This is a genomic window from Corallococcus exiguus (assembly GCF_009909105.1).
Taxonomy (GTDB): Bacteria; Myxococcota; Myxococcia; order Myxococcales; family Myxococcaceae; genus Corallococcus; species Corallococcus exiguus.
Window position 1 is genome coordinate 430009 of the sequence record NZ_JAAAPK010000004.1, and the last position, 16975, is coordinate 446983.

Below are 16975 nucleotides of genomic sequence, written 5' to 3' on the forward strand. Positions count from 1 at the left end.
GGATTCCCAGCACGTGGCCATGCTGACCCGGGCAGAGGCTCTTCCCAGCGCTTTCCGTCTCTGGCGAATCAAGGCACGTAGGCGATGCAATCAATCTCCACGCGCAGGCCCGCGTCCGGAAGCGCGGAGACCTGCACGGTGGTGCGCGCGGGCCGGTGACCGGCGAAGACGCGCTCGTAGACGGCGTTCATCCGGGCGAACTCCTGCATGTCCACCAGGAAGACGCCGCAGCGCAGGACGTGCTGGAGGCTGGAGCCGCCGGCCACGAGGATGCGCTCCAGGTTGCGCAGCACCTGCTCCGTCTGCGCTTCGATTCCGTCGGCCTGCACTCCGGTGGAAGGGTCCCTGGCCGCCTGGCCGGAGATGAAGAGCAGCCGGTCCAACTGCATGCCGGGAGAGTACGGGCCCGCGGGCTTGGGCAGTCCAGGCGCGACGATGGGCTGATGCTTCGCTGACGTCATGGGTGTGTCTCCTTTGTCCGGCAGGGGCGCCTGCCCGGCCTGCTGACGCAGCCCGTTCTCCCGGTGCGGCTCCCCACACCGGGCGGCGATTCCCGGCAGGACAATGGCACGTCTAGATTGCGCGTCCATGCGCGGGTGCTTGCTCATTCTTTCAGTGCTGGGGCTGTTGTCCGGATGCAGCCACTACGGCCTTCCTCCTCCCAACGCGAACCATGGTCACCTGACCATGGCGATGGACGCCTACCTGAGGCACAAGGCCTCCTATCCGTATCTCCTGGATGCGGAGAACTTCGGGGTGCCCGTCCTCCGCATGGCGCAGACCGATGCTCCCTCCCTGGAGCTGGATGCCGCACAGGCGGCCCTCGTCCACGAAGAGGTCGTCCGGACCTTGAAGGGCAAGCCCACGGAGGGCGAGGTCCTCCGGGCGCTGGGGGACCTGCGGGCCGCGTGTGACGCGGGCCATGAGCCGGCATGCACGTACCTGGAGGAGGAGTTCCAGGAGCCCAAGCGCAGCGAGCACCCGTTGAGGTATCCGGATGTGAAGAAGCTCCCGGGGGGCGTCGAGTTCGCGGTGGTCATCGTCCAATGCCACATCTCCGCGGACGGGCGGATGCGGGGCTGCGATGTCATCGAGGACGGGGCGGGGGAGTTCTCACGGAGCTTCATCGAGCAACTGGGCGCGCACCCCTTCCAGCCCGCGACGCTCGCCGGCCACCGGTTCGCCTCGGAGTACCTGTTCGCCGTCACGTGCAGCAGGGGAGGGAATTACAAATACAAGCTGCCCCTGGAGCAGAAGATGGGATGGGCCCGGCTGAGGGTGTCCCGCTTCCCGGAGAGCCCGGCGGCCTGGATCAACCTGGCCATGCAACTCGCCCTGCACGAACCCCAGGCTCCGGAGTATCCGGAGGTCATCGAACGGGCATACGCGCTGGCGCCCCGGGCCCGGTGGGTCGCCACGGAACATTCATGGCGGCAGGTCCAGGCGGGGCAGTACGCCGCTGCCCTTTCGGCCATCCGCCCCGCGCTGCATGACTCCGAGCAGCGGGAACACCCCAATCCCTACGTGCTGGAAACCGCCGCCGCAGCGCACTTCGGGCTTTATCGGTGTGCCGAGGCACTGGCCGCGCAACGGCAGGCCGTGGACGAGCTGCCCAGCGAGTGGCCCTCCCCTGAACGTGAGCGTTTCAAGCACAGGCTCCAGGAGTACGAAGCCACGTGCGGTGCGGCCCCGGCCGTTAGCGCAAGATGAAGCGTGACAGCCAGTCCGCCGCGTCGCGGGTCGCCTCCTGCCAGTCCGCTTCTCGCATCATGTGGCCGGACTCCGGGAACTCGCGGTGGCGCAGCCGCTCCGGTGCCTCGGCGTAGAGGGGCGTCAGCTGCACGTGGAGCGCCTTCGCGGGACCGGGAGGCACCACGTCGTCCTTCCCTCCGGTCTGGCTGAAGAGGGCCGTGGGGAAGAAGCGCTGCGGGTGGTGGTGCGGGCTGGCTGGCCTGGGCAGGCCCCACTCTGGTGATCCGAGGAACGGCACGGCGGCGCGCAGCCGCTGCTCCCGCACGAGCGCCGCGTAGGTGATGTATCCGCCCAGGGAGACACCGCCGATTCCCAGGCGAGCCGGGTCGGCGCCGTGTTCCCCTATCAGCGCATCGATCAGGGCGGGCACCTCGTTCGCGGTGGACTCGACCACGTCGAGGAACTCCTCCAGCCAGCGGGGATTCCCATCGGCGAAGCGCGCGTCGAAGTCCGGGAAGCGGCGCTCGCCGTGTCCCACGGCGTCCACCCCCACCGCGAAGAGTCCCTGGTCCGCGAAGAGTCGCAGCTCGCGCTCGTGGACCTCCTTGCCCCCGCCCAGTCCGTGGAAGAAGAGGACCACGCCCCGGCGGAGCGCTTCCTGCCTCGACCCCTGGTGGACGCCCAGCACGGGAGCCCGGGCCAGGACGAAGCGCGACGTGTGGAGACTCATGGCCAGACTCCTTTGTGACGAGGGCACTTGCCGCGAAGTGCTAGACCCCAGGATATGCTCCCCGAGAAGATCTACCTCATCGACCGCTCACCGCAGTTGGTGCGGGCCTGGACGGAAGCCTTTGAACCGTTCGACTTCGTCGCCGCGCGGGAGGAGGACTTCTTCGCCATTCCGACGGACGCCATGGTCAGTCCAGCCAACAGCTTCGGCATCATGGACGGCGGACTGGACCTGGCGATCCGCGACACCTTGGGCCTCCAGGTCCAGGAGGCCGTGCAGCGCGCCATCCTGGCGGAGCACCACGGCGAGCTTCCCGTCGGCGCCGCGGTGGTCGTCCCCTCCGGAGATACGCGCTGGCCGTTTCTCGTGGCCGCGCCGACCATGCGCATCCCGGAGAGCATCGCGCAGACGGTTCACGCCTATCTCGCGTTCCGCGCCGTCCTGCTCGCCGTGAAGCGCCACAACCAGTCCGCGGGCGCTCAGGCCATTCGCACCCTGGTCTGCCCGGGGCTCGGCACCGGCATCGGCGGGATGGATGTCCGGCGTTGCGCCGTCCAGATGCGGATGGCGTTGATGCACGTCCTCGACCCCGCGCGCATCCCGTCCTTCCGGGACATCCACCTCGTGCACCGCGCGATGCGCTCCGTCTAGCGCGGAGGCACGCGCCGCGAGGCTCACGCAGGGAGCCTCTTTGAAATCCGCGTCACGATGACCAAGACCGTGCCTCCAGGCGCGCGCGGCACTCACACCGTGGACCTGATCATCAACCAGGATGAGTTCGGCATCGTGGCCAGCGCCACGGCCACGGTGAATGTGGTCAGCAATCCGCCGCGCGCGCGGTGACGGAAGAGGGGGCCGCGTGCACCTCCCAACGCGGACCGCCTGCCCTCCCTGTTGCCACCCGGCGCGTGCCGGGTTCCTCCCTACGGGCCGAAGCGCTGCCGGTACTCCGAGGACGTGATGAGGCCGTTGACGACGCCCCTGTAATCCCCCGTATCGAGCAGGTACCGGTACCAGAAGAGGACGCCGTCGGGGTCGCGGGTGCGTTGGAGGAACTTCCAATAGACGTGGTTGAGGAAGGCGTCGTCGTAGTTGGGCGATGACGGGTTGAGCTCGGGGTACATCGACTGGCTCTCCGGCGACCGGAGCATGTCGAGCGCGATGGTGGCCCGGGTGGAGGCCACGCACGTCGGGTCGCCATTGCACGCGTTCAGCAGACCCAGGTGGTAGTTCCACCCGGAGGTGTCTGGCTTGCGCTTGAGCACGTCGTAGTAGAGCTGCTGCACGAAGAAGCTCGATTGGGCGAGGGGGTTGGCCGCTCCGTAGCTGATTGCGGCATTCACGGCGGCGGTCGCGTCGACGATTCCAACGCCGCATCCCATACAGTTCGCCGGGAAGGGCCTGGCCGTGGAGCGCAGCAGCGAGGTCACCGCGTCGACTCGCAAGGATGGGTTGGCCGACAACATCAGCGCTGCCACGCCCGCCACGTGCGGCGCGGCCATGGAGGTGCCGGAGCTGTAGTCATACGTGTCGCTCCCCGGGACGGTGGTGCCCGAGTTGTACGTCGAGAGGACATTCTCCCCGGGCGCCGCGAGCGCCACCGTCGGACCGTGATTCGAGAACCACGGCGGTAGGTGTTGCCGGACACGAGGCCCGGCACGGTCGCGATGTGCGTGCCCGCCGGGACGGTGACGGAGCCCCCACCGGGCGACGCGGTGACCTGGTATTCCGTGACGGCATCTCCCGCGGGTGCGGTCGCCGGGTTCCAGAGCACGACGGCGCCCTGGACGGTGGAGGTGACGCGGACATCCGTGGGCGCCCGGGGCTGCGGGCGCGTGATGACGGGGCCAAACGAGGCCGGCGGGCCTTCACCCACCCCACTCAGCGCGCTCACGGTGAACGTATACGGCGTCTCCAGCGCGAGCCCGGAGATGGAGGCGACCAGGAGGTTGGCGGGAACCGTGCGTTCCGCGCCCGCGGGCGTGGACGTCAGCCTGTAATAGGTGACGGGAGCGCCTCCGTCAGAGGCAGGCGGACGCCAATCCAGTTCGAGGTTTCCCTGGTGGAAGACGCCCGTGAGGTTGATGGGCGCGGAGGGGAGGGAGGGGGTGGTGACCGCGCTGGACGTCGCCGCGGTCCCCGTCCCCGTCGAGTTCTGGGCGGCCACGTCGAAGGTATAGGTCACGCCATTGGCCAGGCCTCCGATGGTCGCGGAGGTCACGGTGGAGCCCACGAGCTGGGTGAGGCCGCCCGGTTGCGTGGTGATGACATATCCGGAGATGGCCGCACCGCCATTGCTGGTGGGGGCCGTCCAGCGCACCGTCGCGTAACGGATGCCCGCCGTCGCCGTCACGCTCTGGGGCGCGCTCGGAAGGGCCGCGGGCCGCAGGGGGCCCGTCGAATAGGAAGGCAGTGAACTGCCCACGGCGTTGGTGGCCACCACCGTGAACGTGTACGGCTGCTCATTGGTGAGCCCGGTGACGACAAGCGACGGCCCCGTGGAGAGATACGTCTGCCCTCCGGGGGAGGCGGTGACGGTATAGCCCTGGATGGGCTGTCCCCCGTTCGACGAGGTGTTCCAGTTCAACTCCACCTGCTGGTCTCCCGCCCTGTACGTGAGCCAGTAGGGACTGGTGGGGACGTCGAAGGTGCGCACGGAAGCGGATGTGCTCGAAGTCTGGCGGGTGCCATCCGTGAGGATGGGGGTCACGGTGAACTTGTAGGTCGTCCCATTCGCCAGCCCCGTCACCACGGTACTCCGGGCCGTGGGGCCCGTGACGACCCTGGCTCCTCCAGGCGTGGCCACGACTTCAAAAGAGGCGAGGGGGCTGCCGGTGCCGTCCGGCGTGTATCTCCAGGAGACGGTCATCTCCCGGATGCCCGCGACCGCGGTGACACCCGAGGGGGCTGCAATGGCTTGCTTCTGGACTGTCACTGCGGAGGAAGGCTCCGCTCCACACCCGAGCGTACCGACACCGATGAGGGTCGTCGTCAGGAACAACAAGGCAGTTCGCATTCGCGTTTTTTCTCCTGTCAGGGGGCGTCAGGAGTTGAAGACATTGCTCCTCCCGTCTGACATTCCAGGGGGGCTGGCTTGCCGAACAGTTGGGGCGCGTCTGCGTTTACGTCTCAGCGCCAGTGATATGGGAAGGATGCTCTGGGAGCGAATAGGAGGGTCAGTTCCTCGTGAACGTGAACTTGAATTCCCTCTCAAGAACGTCCATTCGCGTGGCGAGCGAGTAGTTGTCCCGGGTCTCCAGGTCGTACTTTCCGGCGTAAAGCAGCCCAACCGCCTCATTCGTCTCGGCATCGACCCAGACGGACCCCGAGTCGCCATGGTCGGCGACGGCGCCGCCTGCGAAGGGCATGATGACGAACTGCACGCCCTTGTCATTGGTGACAGGGGACTGGATTGCCTGGATGATCAGCATTCTGTCGTCGAGATGATGAACCCGCCCGTAGGTGACTCCGGTCACCGCCCCTGACTTCTTCACGATCATGCCCAGGCGTGGGGCCACTGCTGGCCCAATGAGATACGGCGGATTCCCTCGGGCGTAGAAGCTGAAGTTGACGTTGTCTTCCAAGGGGCAGATGGCGACATCCAGCGCCTTGTTGGCAAGCATCGGCGTCGCATAGGCGATGACACGCGCCAAGCGATTTCCACCCCCGCCGTACTTGGGGTGGAAGATGGGGAGCAACTTGTTGGTCGTGGCCTTGGTCCACCAGGCCGGCAGCGGCCTTTCGTACAAGGTTGCTCGCATGGGCATCCGCTGCTGGAGCTCCTTCTGTTGCTCGGCCTCATCGGAAAACGCGACGTGGTGGTTCGTCAGAAGGCAATTGACGCCTCCAATCTGGACGAACGCACCCAGGGTCCCTTTGTCCGCGATGGTCGCACCACTGATGGACAGCCCGGGCGTCACCTGGATGTGAGTCTCTTCAGGCGGCGCGGGCTTCCTGTTGAGCGTCGTTGGCATTGCGTCCTTGGGGATGGAATGGGGTGCAGGAGGGGCGGCAGCAATCCATGTGCCAGCGCGGGCCGGCTCGTGGAGGATGGGCTCACACCGGAGCGCTGCGTCCGAAGATAACGCAGCGCTGGCCGGGAAGGACGCGCTTCGCTGGGGCGTCAGCCGTACAGCTCACTGAGCGGTCCGGGCGCGATGCGCGTGCTGAACTCCAGCCCGGGTTGAAGTACGAGTAGGAGCTGTCGCTGGCGCGCTGGCCCTCGTCGTCGAACCCGGAGGTCTTCGCGGGGTCGTCCTTGAAGCCCAGGGCCAGGTGCTCGTAGCCCAGCCAGCGTCGCGGTGCAGTGGGTCGGGTTGGGCTCGGGCTCCTGCGGAGCGGGTCTTTCTGGCAGAGTGTGTGCTTTCGCTGGGGGCCCGCCATGCAGAGCAGTGTCATCACGGAAGTGTTCCTGCCGATTGCCCTGGGGGTGATCATGCTCGGCCTCGGGCTGAGCCTCACCCTCGCGGACTTCCGCCGCGTGGCGGTGTATCCGCGCGCGGCGCTGGTGGGCCTGGGCTGTCAGACGCTGCTCATGCCCGCGGTCTGTTACGCCATCGCGACCGGCTTCGGGTTGCCTCCCCAACTCGCCGTGGGGTTGATGCTGCTCTCCGCCACGCCGGGCGGTGCGACCGCGAACCTCTTCAGCCACCTGGCCAAGGGCGATGTCGCGTTGAACGTCAGCCTGACGGCGGTCAACAGCGTGCTGTCGTTGCTCACGCTGCCGCTCATCGTGAACTTCTCCCTGGCGCACTTCATGGGGGAGGAGCGCGCCATTCCGTTGCAGTTCGCCAAGATCGTCCAGGTGTTCGGCATCGTCCTGGTGCCCATCTCGATGGGAATGCTTGTGCGCGCGAAGCGGCCTGCGCTCGCGAATGGCCTGGACAGGCCCGTGCGTATCATCTCGGCGCTGTTCCTGGTGCTCGTGGTGCTCGCGGCGACGCTCAAGGAGCGGGATCAGCTGAGCACGTACTTCCAGAGCGTGGGGCTCGCGGCGCTTGCCTTCAACCTGGCCAGCATGGCGGTGGGTTTCGTGGTGCCCATCCTGCTGCGTGTCGAGCGCAAGCAGGCGGTGGCGATCGCGATGGAGGTCGGCATCCACAACGGCACGCTCGCCATCGCCATTGCCTCCAGCCCCCGGTTGCTCAACGACGGCGTGATGGCCATTCCCGCGGCCATCTACAGCGTCATCATGTTCTTCACCGCCGGAGTCTTCGGCGCCCTGGTCGCCCGGAGACTGGCCACGAGCGCGACCGCGGAGGAGCTGCAGCCGCGCAGGGCTCCGTGAACGTCCTTGCCCGTGCACGGCTGAAGCACTGACACGACAGGCCTGCTCCCCCAGGACACCTCACGAGGGAACAGGCCCGTTCACGACGACCGCTGGATTACACCTGCCGCGGGTCGCTCAGTACGTGCAGCGCAGGACCTGGCGGTAGGTGCCGCACTGGCTGAAGTCCGTCGTGCCTGCGGGCTTCGAGTGGTAGCAGGCGGAGACGGCGGGGTCGCAGGGCGCGCTGGGCCAGACGTCGTAGGCGTCGCCGTCGGTGAGCGCGAACTCCGTCACGCGCGCCACCAGCCGGGCGGTCTTCTGCATCGTCGCGCCGTTGTCGCCGCCAGCGCTGAAGGCGAGCGGGACCGTGTGCGGGTCGATGGCCTCGTGCAGCTTCGTGTACGTCCAGTCGAGCTTGTAGTTGGGCCGGCCGTAGACGGACGGGATGCCGTCCGGCGCCGTGACGGAGAGCCAGTCGGTGTAGCCGGCGACCGAGGCGTGGCCCCGGTAGATGAGGTTTTCGTTGCCCTGGACGACGTAGCGGGGAGTGACCGCCTCGTCGATCCAGATGCCCGAGTCGCCGCGGAAGTCGTAGAAGCGCGGGGCCACCACGATGCGCGCGGTATACGAGCGCGGCGTGCCCGTGTTGGTGGTGACCTTGACGAAGAGCGGCAGGCCCGAGAGCATCGTGTTGAGCTCGTGCCCTTCGTGGAGGACGATCTCGAACCGGCGCTCGCTGATGACGTTCGCGTCGCCGAAGGCGTCGTCCGGAACGAAGCTGAGGACGTCCGCGAGGTAGCGGTTCGCGGTGGCGCGGATGACGAGCGCGCGGACGCCGTCACGCTGCTCGAAGGTGCCGAGCGTCTCGAAGCTCAGCTCGTTGTTGCCCACCGTGGCGTAGAGGCGGGTCGCCGTCTCCGCGGCGGTGCTGACGCCCAGCTCCTCCTGGGACTCGGATTCGATGGGGGTGTTGTCACAGGCCGCGAGCGCGGTGAGGCAGGTCAATGCAAGGGCACGTAGATGCATGGGGGGATCTCCAGGTGAAGCATTATCTGTATCACACGCCCCTGACACCGCCCCTGACTGGGATTGTGCCAGCCTTGTCACAAGACACTCGTCACGGCTCTTCCTCCCGGTGGGGGAATGGGGTCCACTTGGCGCCCCTCCACGAACGGGTGCCTGCTCCATGACGAAGAAGACGGCTGCTTCCGATGTGAACCCGACGGGTCTCTCCCGCCGCACGCTCCTCGGGGCCGCGGCGGCAGTGACGGGGGCGCTGGCCGCCCGTGATGCGCGCGCCGCCACGTCGACCGCCGCCGCGCCCGGGGCCTTCGCGCTCGAGGAGGCGACCGTCGCGGAGCTGCGCGCGGGCCTGGAGTCCGGCAAGCACACCGCGCGGGGGCTGACGGAGGCCTACCTTGGGCGCATCCGTGCGCTCGACCGCACCGGGGACCTGCCGTTGTGTTCGGTCATCGAGCTGAACCCCGACGCGCTCACGCTGGCCGACGCGCTGGACGCCGAGCGCAAGGCGAAGGGCGCGCGCGGGCCGCTGCACGGCATCCCCGTGCTCATCAAGGACAACATCGCCACGGCGGACAAGATGCAGACCACCGCGGGCTCGCTCGCGCTGGTGGGCGCCGTTCCCCCGCGTGACGCCTTCATCGTGGATCGGCTGCGCGCCGCCGGCGCCGTCCTGCTGGGCAAGACGAACCTCAGCGAGTGGGCCAACTTCCGCTCCACGCACTCGATGAGCGGCTGGAGCGGCCGTGGCGGCCTGTGCCGCAATCCCTATGCGCTCGACCGGACCCCTTCCGGTTCAAGCTCCGGTTCGGGCGCGGCCACCGCGGCCAGCTTCTGCGCCGTGTCGGTGGGCACGGAGACGGACGGCTCCATCGTCTCACCCGCGTCCGCGTGTGCGCTGGTGGGTTTGAAGCCCACGGTGGGGCTCGTCAGCCGCGCGGGCATCATCCCCATCTCCTCGACCCAGGACACCGCGGGTCCCATGACGCGCACCGTGGCGGACGCCGCGGCGCTGCTGAGCGTGCTCGCGGGCGAGGACCCACGCGACGCGGCCACCGCCGCGGGCAAGGGCCGCGCCCACCCGGACTACACGAAGTTCCTCGACCCCCAGGGGCTCAAGGGTGCGCGCATCGGTGTGCCGCGCGAGCGGTTCTTTGGCTACCACCCGGCCACGGACGCGGTCGTGGAGCGCGCGCTCGAAGTGATGAAGGCGCAAGGGGCCGTGCTGGTGGATCCGGTGGTGCTGCCCAACATGGCGAAGCTCGACGAGCCTGAGTTGGAAGTGATGCTGTATGAGTTCAAGGCGGGCCTGGAGGCCTGGCTCGCACAGCTGGGGGAGGGCGCCCCCGTGCGGACGCTCGCGGACCTCATCGCCTTCAACGAGAAGAACCGCGAGCGCGAGATGCCCTACTTCGGTCAGGAGCTGCTGCTCCAGGCGCAGAAGAAGGGCCCGCTCACGGACACCGCCTACAAGAAGGCGCTCGCGGCGTGCCGCCGGTACTCGCGCGCCGAGGGCCTGGACGCGGTGATGAACAAGCACAAGTTGGATGCGCTCGTGGCTCCGACGCAGGCCCCGGCGGGGCCCATCGACCTGGTGCTGGGCGACCACTGGCTGGGCAGCAGCTCCACGCCCGCCGCCGTGTCTGGCTATCCGACAATCACGGTGCCCGCGGGCGATGTGTACGGGCTGCCGGTGGGGGTGTCCTTCATCGGCCGGGCCTGGAGTGAGCCCGTGTTGCTCAAGCTCGCCTACGCCTACGAGCAGGCCTCGCACGCGCGGCGCAAGCCTGGATTCGTCCGGAGCGTGGACCTGCGCGGCGCGTAGGGGAGGGCGGAGGCTTCGGCCGCTACATGAAGCCGAAGCCCTTCTTGACGAGCAGCTTTCTGGAGGAGCTCGCCTTCACGGTGGTGAGCTCGATGGTGTCTTCGCTCACGCCGGTGACGTCCTCCTTCAGCTCACCGACGAACTTACCGTACTCCCCCGTCTTGGGATTCAGGACCAGGATGGAGACGATCTCGTCGTAGCCGTAGATGTCGAACTTGCACGACATCCCTCCCATGCTTCCACATTTGAGCTTGATCTGGATCGCCGCGTTCGTGGCGAAGCTGTCCAGGACGCCCCGGGCCGCCAGACAACTGTAGATCTTGATGGTGATCGCCTTGTCGGTCAGCCCGTCCGAGAACACCCGCGCGGCAAGCTCGTGCGGCTGGAGGACTTCCTGGGTGCCACCTTCCGTGGGCCCCCGGTCGACCATGTGGTTCGGCGTCACGTCGCCGTGGCCAATGATGTAGAGCGTGTCGCCGGCCTCCAGCTCATCGAGCGGCTTGTACGGACCGTGTCGCACCCGCACCAGGTCCTTGGTCCAGCCCCGCGTCTCCTCTGCCTTGATCCACCTGTCGATGAGGTCTTCGATGCAGTCGCTCTTGAAGGGATTGTAGAGAAACACTCTGGGCATGTGCGTCATTGCACCATGCGTCCCCCTTCGAAGTCGAGCCGCACCGTCAACCGTACGGGGCAATGCATTGCTCGCGCTACAGGAAGCCATCGTGTGCTCGCTGAATGCGATGCTGGCCGAACTGGGCGAGCACGGCCTCCAGAACCAGGCGCTGTGGGAAGGGGCCGTGCCGGGCAATGGCGGCGACCTTGATGTCGCCGGGATGACCCGGGACTGCGCGGCCGCATGGCATGAGGTGATGCGCCTGCGTGAGGCCGGCTGTGAAAGCCAGGCGCTGGTTTCACCGTATGTCGGCGGTTGGATGGACCCCATCGGTTCGCCGGCCTGGCTGGACAGGCTGCGGCGGGGAGTGGCACGTCGAGACGCGAAGTGGGTCGACCGACTCACCCGAAGTCTTCGCGACGACGAACCGTCCGACTGACGCCGCGCCCACTGACCTGGGATGCGTCTGCCCTTACGTCTCAGCGCCAGTCCTCCTCGGCCCCTCCACTCCAGCTCTTACCCTCAACATGGCTTCTCTCCCGCCTATACGCGTCCCAACAGCTACCTCCAGTCCTGCATGACTCCGTGAAGATCTCACGACAGATACTCCGGACGAGGCACAGGAACCCGTCCCAGGAGGTTCTGGTCCACGCCTTGAATGAAAGGAGTTGAGAGGTGGAGATGCCCGCCCCGAGCAGTGGGAGCCGCCAGGTCATACCCACGCGCCCGGTCCTTCACTGCCGGTGCATCCCATTGAATGGTTCCTTCTCGCACCGGCGGTTCGACGGGAGGGGTCCATGACGATCCGATTCGGTTTCATCGACAACAGCGAAGGCGCCAACATCAGAACGCTTCCGGCTGGCGAGAAGGGCTCCTCTTGTTTGACCCCCGTTCCCCTTCCCCCGGGTACGCGGGTGACGGTGCTCCAAGGCAATGCCCAGACTCCGGGATGGTCCTACGTATCGACCCTGGTGGGTGGATACCTGCTGCGAGGTCACGTGCAGGACTTCCGCATCACGCTCGACCTGCCAGAGCCCGCCGCCACCCTCTATCAGGTCCAGTCAGGAGATCGGCTGGAGCCAATCGCCGCGCGCATCTACAAAGATGCCATCGCGCCGGGACGCGACCTGCGCTTCTACGAAAACGTCATCCACCACGTGAACGTGAAGCACGGCAGGGTTGGAGTCCGGCGCGGTAGGAGCGGCGTGGAGTTGGTTGCCGGGAAACGCATCTGGCTTGTCAGCATCGCGTACGCCAACCGCCTCCAGGGAGAAGTACCGAGCGGCTCCATCACCGGCGGAGCGCTCGCACGAGCGCGAGAGGTCGCCCGGCACCTGGAGGATCTCATTGCCTCCGTCGACAAGTCGGGGATGTACTTCGGAGAAGTCACAGGGCAGTACGCTCAGGCCATCAAGGAAAATTGGCGGGAGATCAGCGCCATTGTCGCGGGCTTCATCGCCGCGGAAGCCCTGTCCACCCTACTGGCGGCAACGCCCACGGGCGTCGGCCAGCTCGCTGCGGCGATCATCCAGCTGGGACTGGCGGCCTTCGGCGCTCAAGGGATCCTCGATGCGGGAGTGGAGGCCCTGAAGCACGCCAAACTGTGGCTCACCCAGGCCTGGGAGGCCAACGGCTCTCCGGATCAGCTCAAGGAAGCCAGCAAGTCCTTCCTCCGGATGCTGATGAGCATCGCCATGGCCGCGCTTGCGGTCATGGGAGCGAAGACCAACCTGGGACGCGGCCTCAAGCTGGCGAACTCAGTAAAGATTACCCCGCCCCGCTTCTACATGATGGCAGCGCAAGGTCCCGGAGGTGCCTATGCGGGCGTCCCCATCTATCAGCCGGGTACAATCACCGCCGCGCAGTCCACCTACCTCCCCTTCAATCCCTGGGGGACTGGCTCGGCCCTGATGTCAAAGGCCACCAAGGACGGCTCGGGCTCCCATGCGGATGCCGAACCGCCCCTGACCGAGCGCACCATCAGTGACGCCGAATGGGAGAAGCTGCTGGAGAGGCTGCCCAACTGGGACAAGCTCAAGGAGCTCGTCGGACGCAAGATTCCGAAGGAAGGAACGCCCGGGTTCAACGCCCTCAAGAAGGAACTGGAGGCAGCAGGCTACCGTCTGGAGAAGATGAGCAAGGGCTCCCAGCCCTACCGGATTCGCCGCCTGGATGGAAAAGCCCTGGGCGACGAGCTCGGAGCACTCACCGTCACCGAGGATGGACTGGTCGTGCTCAAGGTCGGTAAGGGGACGTCCCGCATCAGCATCTACAGTCGCTACCGGAAGAACTACCTGGATTGGGTTGAGAAGACCCACGGCCGGGCAGCTCGAAAGGCGGCGGAGGTTCGCATTGGCAGCGGCAACTCCATGCACCACCTCATCCCGGACGCGGTTGCCCAGAGACATCCGCTGATCCGCAAGGCCCTGGAGCGGATCGAGGGCTACACCATCGACCGAGGCACGAACATCCTCGACATGCCCTGCAAGGATCCGAAGGGGAAGATCATGCACCTGGGCAGCCATCCCAAATACAACAGCTACGTCACCACGCTGCTGGATGATGCACTGGAATCACTGGATGACGCCCTGGGCAAGCGCAATCCTGGCTCCAACCTGACGCCGCGAGAGATCGAAGACGCGCTCCTCGAAATCGAGATGAACCTTCGCGAGGCCATTGAGTCTGGCAACCTCCCCATGGATGTCCTCAAGGAGTTGAGCGAGGATGGAATCGTCGTGGGCAAGAAGCTGGCGCTGCTGGAGTTGCCCTCCCACGAGGAGTCACTCACGGCATGATTTACGCATTGACGGCCGACATCTCGCACATCGAGGAGGAAGGTGTCTTCGACGCTACCCTCATTGAGTTCGACGGCTTCGAGTCCGTCACGTTCCACAAGCCGGGCATCGACTATCAACGGGAGCGAGGCGCTCCCGAGGTCATCGAGTTCGTCGGCAACTTGAAGAACGCGGCCCGGCTCGATCACCTGTTCACCGCACCCCGGGGGCTGCTGCTGCTCTCTCGGCGCATGATGGGGGTACTCGAATCCGTGGGGCCGTTCCGCCACCGACTCATCCCCACGGTCATCTACGCGGAACGCATCAAGTCCCTGGTGCGCGACCGCTTCACCGGGCAACGGACCTGGCACGCGGTAGAAGACCCGACCCTGAAGAACGAGGACTTCGTCATCCTCCAACTGCTGGAGGAGACCGACTGCCTCGACCGCGAACGTACCCTGGTGAAAGGGGTGCCCTTCCACCAGTCCAGAGCGGGATTGCTGGGCAAGGAGAAGGCGCGCCCCCTTGTCCTCAACCCCCCAGTGGGAGGTTTTCCTCCGGTGTTCTCCGTCCCTGAACTCTCCTTCTACTGCTTCTCGGAGGAGGCCCGGCAGGCGTGTGAACGCGCGGAACTGAAGGGGCTCTGGTGGCGTCCCCAACGGTGACGAACCTGCCCTGAGCCGCTACTTCCGCGGGGGCTTCGGCGCTTCCGCGGGCGGCGCCTTGGGGAAGGCGAGGTAGCCCTTCTCGGTGTACCAGGCGAGCACCTCCACCTGCATCCGGCCCGCCTTGACCATCGGGTCCTGCTCGGCGAGCTGCCGCGCCTCCTGCTTCGTGGCCGTGCGGAAGATGCACGCGCCGCGCATGCCCACGTCGTCCTGCTCGTCGAAGGGGCCCGCGAGCACCATCTTCCCGCTCTCCCCCATGCGATTGAGGTGCGCGAGGTGCTCGCCCTGCAGCTTCTGGAGGGCCTCGGGCTCCATCTTGGGCGCGTTGGGCGCCCGCTTGAGCAGGACGAGGTAGTGCTTGTCGAACTCGACCTTCTCCTCGGCCGGGGCCGCGGCCTTCGTTGCCGGCGCGCCTGGCGCGGCAGGAGTGGAGGAGAGGGCGAGCAACAGCAGCGTGGTGGTGAGCATGGTGTGGGGCACCCTAGGGGGCTGACCCGACATCGCGCCATTGTCCCGCGGTGAAACCGGGTGCTCCGCGAGCCGGAACCGTCGAGGCTCCGGCTCGCTTCTGCCGTTGAGCGCGGCGGGCTATCCGCCCCGCCCCTCGAGCGCCAGCCCGCTGCTGTGCGCGGCGGTATACGCGTGCGCGGGGTGGGCGACAGGCTCCTCCACGGGCGCGGGCTGCATGAGGCCCGCCCCCAGGAGCGCACCCTCGAGCGAGCCGTGCATCCGCCCTTCGAGCAGGTGCTTCGAGAGCGGCTCGAGCGCGGCCTCCAGGTGGGGCGGCACCTTCACCAGCGCCAGGTGCGCGCTGCGCACGGCGAGGAACTCCGCCAGGTACTGGAGCGTCGCCAAACCGGCGGCGTCCACCAGCGACACCCTCGACAGGTCGATGACCACCAGCTTCGCCCAGGGCGGACCGTCCACGAGGTCGTAGAGCTTGAGGTGGTTGATGAACAGGATGGGCCCGTCCACGCGCGCCACCATGAGGTCCAGCGCCTCGGGGGCGTTGGTCGCTTCCGGCGCCTGCATGTGCAGGCCGCGCTGCAGCAGCGACGCATCCGTCACCCGCTGCACCTCCAGCCGCAGGGCGCCATGGCGACGCACGTAGAGGAGGCTCGCCAGCGCGAGCCCGGCCCCGATGCCGACAAACACGTTGAACATAGCGATCCCCAGCGCGGTGACGAGCACCACGCTCAACGTCGACTTGGACTGATTCCACATGGCAACAAGGCCCTCCAGATTGAGCAGGCGCACCCCCACGACCAGCAGGATGGCGGTGAGTGCGGCAATGGGGATGCGCGCCACCAGCGGCGCGAGCAGCGCCATGGCCACGAAGAGCCACAGTGCATGCATGACGGAAGCGGCGCGGGTGCGCGCGCCCGCTTGAATGGAAGCGCTGGCGCGCACGATGGCGCCCATCACCGGGAAGCCGCCAATCAGTCCGGCGGTGATGTTGGCCAGGCCTTGCGCCATCAGGTCCTGGTCCAGGTCACTGTGGGTGCTCGCACCCGTGAGCGCATCGAGCGAGCTCGTCGCGAGCAGCGAGCCGAGCGACGCAAGCAGCGCGAGGCCGAAGGCCGCCGGCAGGAGGCTCGCGAGGTGCACGCCCTCGAAGGACGGCAGCGTCGGCATGGGCAGCGAGCGCGGCAGGGCGCCCACCGCGTCGTAGCCCGCCCCGAGCCAGACCATGAGCACGGTGCCAATCGTCAGCCCCACGAGCACCGCGGGGATGCGCTTGTGCACCTTGGGCAGGGCCACCATGGCCAGCGCCGTGAGGGCTCCGGCGGCAACCCCGAGCCAGCCCACGCGCTCGCCCCAGTTGTGCTGCAGCGCGAGCGCCACGGCGTCCGCGTGCGTGTCCTCCACCGCGAACAGCCGCGGCAGCTGCGTGTTGAGCAGCAGCAGACCAATGCCCACCGTGAAGCCCATCACCACCGGCCGTGGGATGAGCCGCGCGAACCGGCCGGCGCGCATGAGCCCCAACGCCACCTGCATGGCGCCCGCGAGCACCGTGGCGATGGCGAGGCCCGCGGCCCCGTGCGCCGCCACGATGGCCGCGGCCAGGGGCAGCAGCGCCGCCTCCGGGCCCGTGACCTGGAAGCGGCTGCCGCTGAACAGCCCGCCCACGACGCCTGACACCACGCCGGAGACGAGCCCCACGCTCGCGGGCAGTCCCGCGGCGGTCGCGAGCGCGACATTGAGAGGAAGTGCCACGCACGCCACGCTCAGGCCGGCGGCCGCGTCGGCTGGCAGGCTGCTGGGCTGTACCATCTCGCGCCAGCTGTGGATGAGCTCGCCCGCACGCCGGGTCGAGAAGGATGGCTTGGAGAGAGCGGTCGTCGAACGCATGGACGACACGCCTTTCAGGTGCCGTGCCAAGG

General features: G+C 67.4%; 16 protein-coding genes and 1 pseudogene. 8 read left to right on the forward strand and 9 right to left on the reverse strand.

Features of this window, described 5'->3' with window-relative positions:
- Nucleotides 1-68 precede the first annotated feature (68 nt).
- Nucleotides 69-461, reverse strand: a complete 393-nt coding sequence (locus tag GTZ93_RS17885) for a RidA family protein (RefSeq protein ID WP_121776252.1) — start codon at nucleotides 459-461, stop codon at nucleotides 69-71.
- Between the two features lie 139 nt (nucleotides 462-600).
- Here GTZ93_RS17885 and GTZ93_RS17890 point away from each other — a divergent pair, with 139 nt between their 5' ends.
- The gene (locus GTZ93_RS17890; RefSeq protein WP_139914911.1) at nucleotides 601-1710 is read left to right on the forward strand and encodes an energy transducer TonB; all 1110 of its coding nucleotides are present in this window, start codon (nucleotides 601-603) and stop codon (nucleotides 1708-1710) included.
- Here the strand turns inward: GTZ93_RS17890 and GTZ93_RS17895 are convergent.
- Entirely contained in the window at nucleotides 1697-2422 is a 726-nt protein-coding gene (locus GTZ93_RS17895) for an alpha/beta hydrolase family protein (RefSeq protein ID WP_139914910.1), read from the reverse strand. The two genes, GTZ93_RS17890 and GTZ93_RS17895, sit on opposite strands and share 14 nt — an antisense overlap.
- Nucleotides 2423-2476: 54 nt before the next feature.
- Between GTZ93_RS17895 and GTZ93_RS17900 the strand changes: the two genes are divergently transcribed.
- Nucleotides 2477-3073 carry a macro domain-containing protein gene (locus GTZ93_RS17900; protein WP_139914909.1) on the forward strand — a complete coding sequence of 199 codons (597 nt, stop codon included), beginning with the start codon at nucleotides 2477-2479 and terminating at the stop codon, nucleotides 3071-3073.
- Between the two features lie 57 nt (nucleotides 3074-3130).
- The gene (locus GTZ93_RS42820; protein WP_257978893.1) at nucleotides 3131-3265 is read left to right on the forward strand and encodes a hypothetical protein; all 135 of its coding nucleotides are present in this window, start codon (nucleotides 3131-3133) and stop codon (nucleotides 3263-3265) included.
- An 80-nt stretch (nucleotides 3266-3345) separates the two neighbouring features.
- On the opposite strand, the gene GTZ93_RS17905 is transcribed toward GTZ93_RS42820, so the two are convergent.
- The 3 genes and pseudogenes from GTZ93_RS17905 to GTZ93_RS17915 form a co-directional block, all read right to left on the reverse strand.
- The gene (locus tag GTZ93_RS17905; protein WP_167548169.1) at nucleotides 3346-4023 is read right to left on the reverse strand and encodes a S8 family serine peptidase; all 678 of its coding nucleotides are present in this window, start codon (nucleotides 4021-4023) and stop codon (nucleotides 3346-3348) included.
- 269 nt (nucleotides 4024-4292) lie between these two features.
- A pseudogene (locus GTZ93_RS42830) lies at nucleotides 4293-5438 on the reverse strand (fibronectin type III domain-containing protein); the annotation flags it as partial.
- A 160-nt stretch (nucleotides 5439-5598) separates the two neighbouring features.
- Nucleotides 5599-6396, reverse strand: a complete 798-nt coding sequence (locus GTZ93_RS17915) for a chymotrypsin family serine protease (protein ID WP_139914906.1) — start codon at nucleotides 6394-6396, stop codon at nucleotides 5599-5601.
- 407 nt (nucleotides 6397-6803) lie between these two features.
- Between GTZ93_RS17915 and GTZ93_RS17920 the strand changes: the two genes are divergently transcribed.
- Nucleotides 6804-7709 (forward strand): bile acid:sodium symporter family protein, encoded by a 906-nt coding sequence (locus GTZ93_RS17920; RefSeq protein WP_139914905.1) that lies wholly within the window; start codon nucleotides 6804-6806, stop codon nucleotides 7707-7709.
- 117 nt (nucleotides 7710-7826) lie between these two features.
- On the opposite strand, the gene GTZ93_RS17925 is transcribed toward GTZ93_RS17920, so the two are convergent.
- Entirely contained in the window at nucleotides 7827-8717 is an 891-nt protein-coding gene (locus GTZ93_RS17925; RefSeq protein WP_139914904.1) for a hypothetical protein, read from the reverse strand.
- A gap of 160 nt (nucleotides 8718-8877) precedes the next feature.
- Between GTZ93_RS17925 and GTZ93_RS17930 the strand changes: the two genes are divergently transcribed.
- Entirely contained in the window at nucleotides 8878-10536 is a 1659-nt protein-coding gene (locus tag GTZ93_RS17930) for an amidase (RefSeq protein ID WP_139914903.1), read from the forward strand.
- Between the two features lie 22 nt (nucleotides 10537-10558).
- On the opposite strand, the gene GTZ93_RS17935 is transcribed toward GTZ93_RS17930, so the two are convergent.
- Nucleotides 10559-11167: a hypothetical protein gene (locus GTZ93_RS17935; protein ID WP_139914902.1), complete on the reverse strand. Its 609-nt coding sequence runs from the start codon at nucleotides 11165-11167 to the stop codon at nucleotides 10559-10561.
- Nucleotides 11168-11234: 67 nt separating this feature from the next.
- Between GTZ93_RS17935 and GTZ93_RS17940 the strand changes: the two genes are divergently transcribed.
- From GTZ93_RS17940 to GTZ93_RS42325, 3 genes are all read left to right on the forward strand, one after another.
- Entirely contained in the window at nucleotides 11235-11588 is a 354-nt protein-coding gene (locus GTZ93_RS17940) for a hypothetical protein (protein ID WP_139914901.1), read from the forward strand.
- Nucleotides 11589-11946: 358 nt separating this feature from the next.
- Nucleotides 11947-13944, forward strand: coding sequence for an AHH domain-containing protein (locus tag GTZ93_RS42320; RefSeq protein ID WP_180945977.1), 1998 nt, complete (start codon nucleotides 11947-11949; stop codon nucleotides 13942-13944).
- Entirely contained in the window at nucleotides 13941-14588 is a 648-nt protein-coding gene (locus GTZ93_RS42325; RefSeq protein ID WP_180945976.1) for a hypothetical protein, read from the forward strand. Before GTZ93_RS42320 ends, GTZ93_RS42325 begins: the two co-directional genes overlap by 4 nt.
- An 18-nt stretch (nucleotides 14589-14606) precedes the next feature.
- Here the strand turns inward: GTZ93_RS42325 and GTZ93_RS17965 are convergent, their stop codons facing one another.
- Nucleotides 14607-15059 (reverse strand): YciI family protein, encoded by a 453-nt coding sequence (locus GTZ93_RS17965; protein WP_139914900.1) that lies wholly within the window; start codon nucleotides 15057-15059, stop codon nucleotides 14607-14609.
- Nucleotides 15060-15179: 120 nt separating this feature from the next.
- Nucleotides 15180-16943, reverse strand: coding sequence for a SulP family inorganic anion transporter (locus GTZ93_RS17970; protein ID WP_161662893.1), 1764 nt, complete (start codon nucleotides 16941-16943; stop codon nucleotides 15180-15182).
- Between the last annotated feature and the right edge of the window lie 32 nt (nucleotides 16944-16975).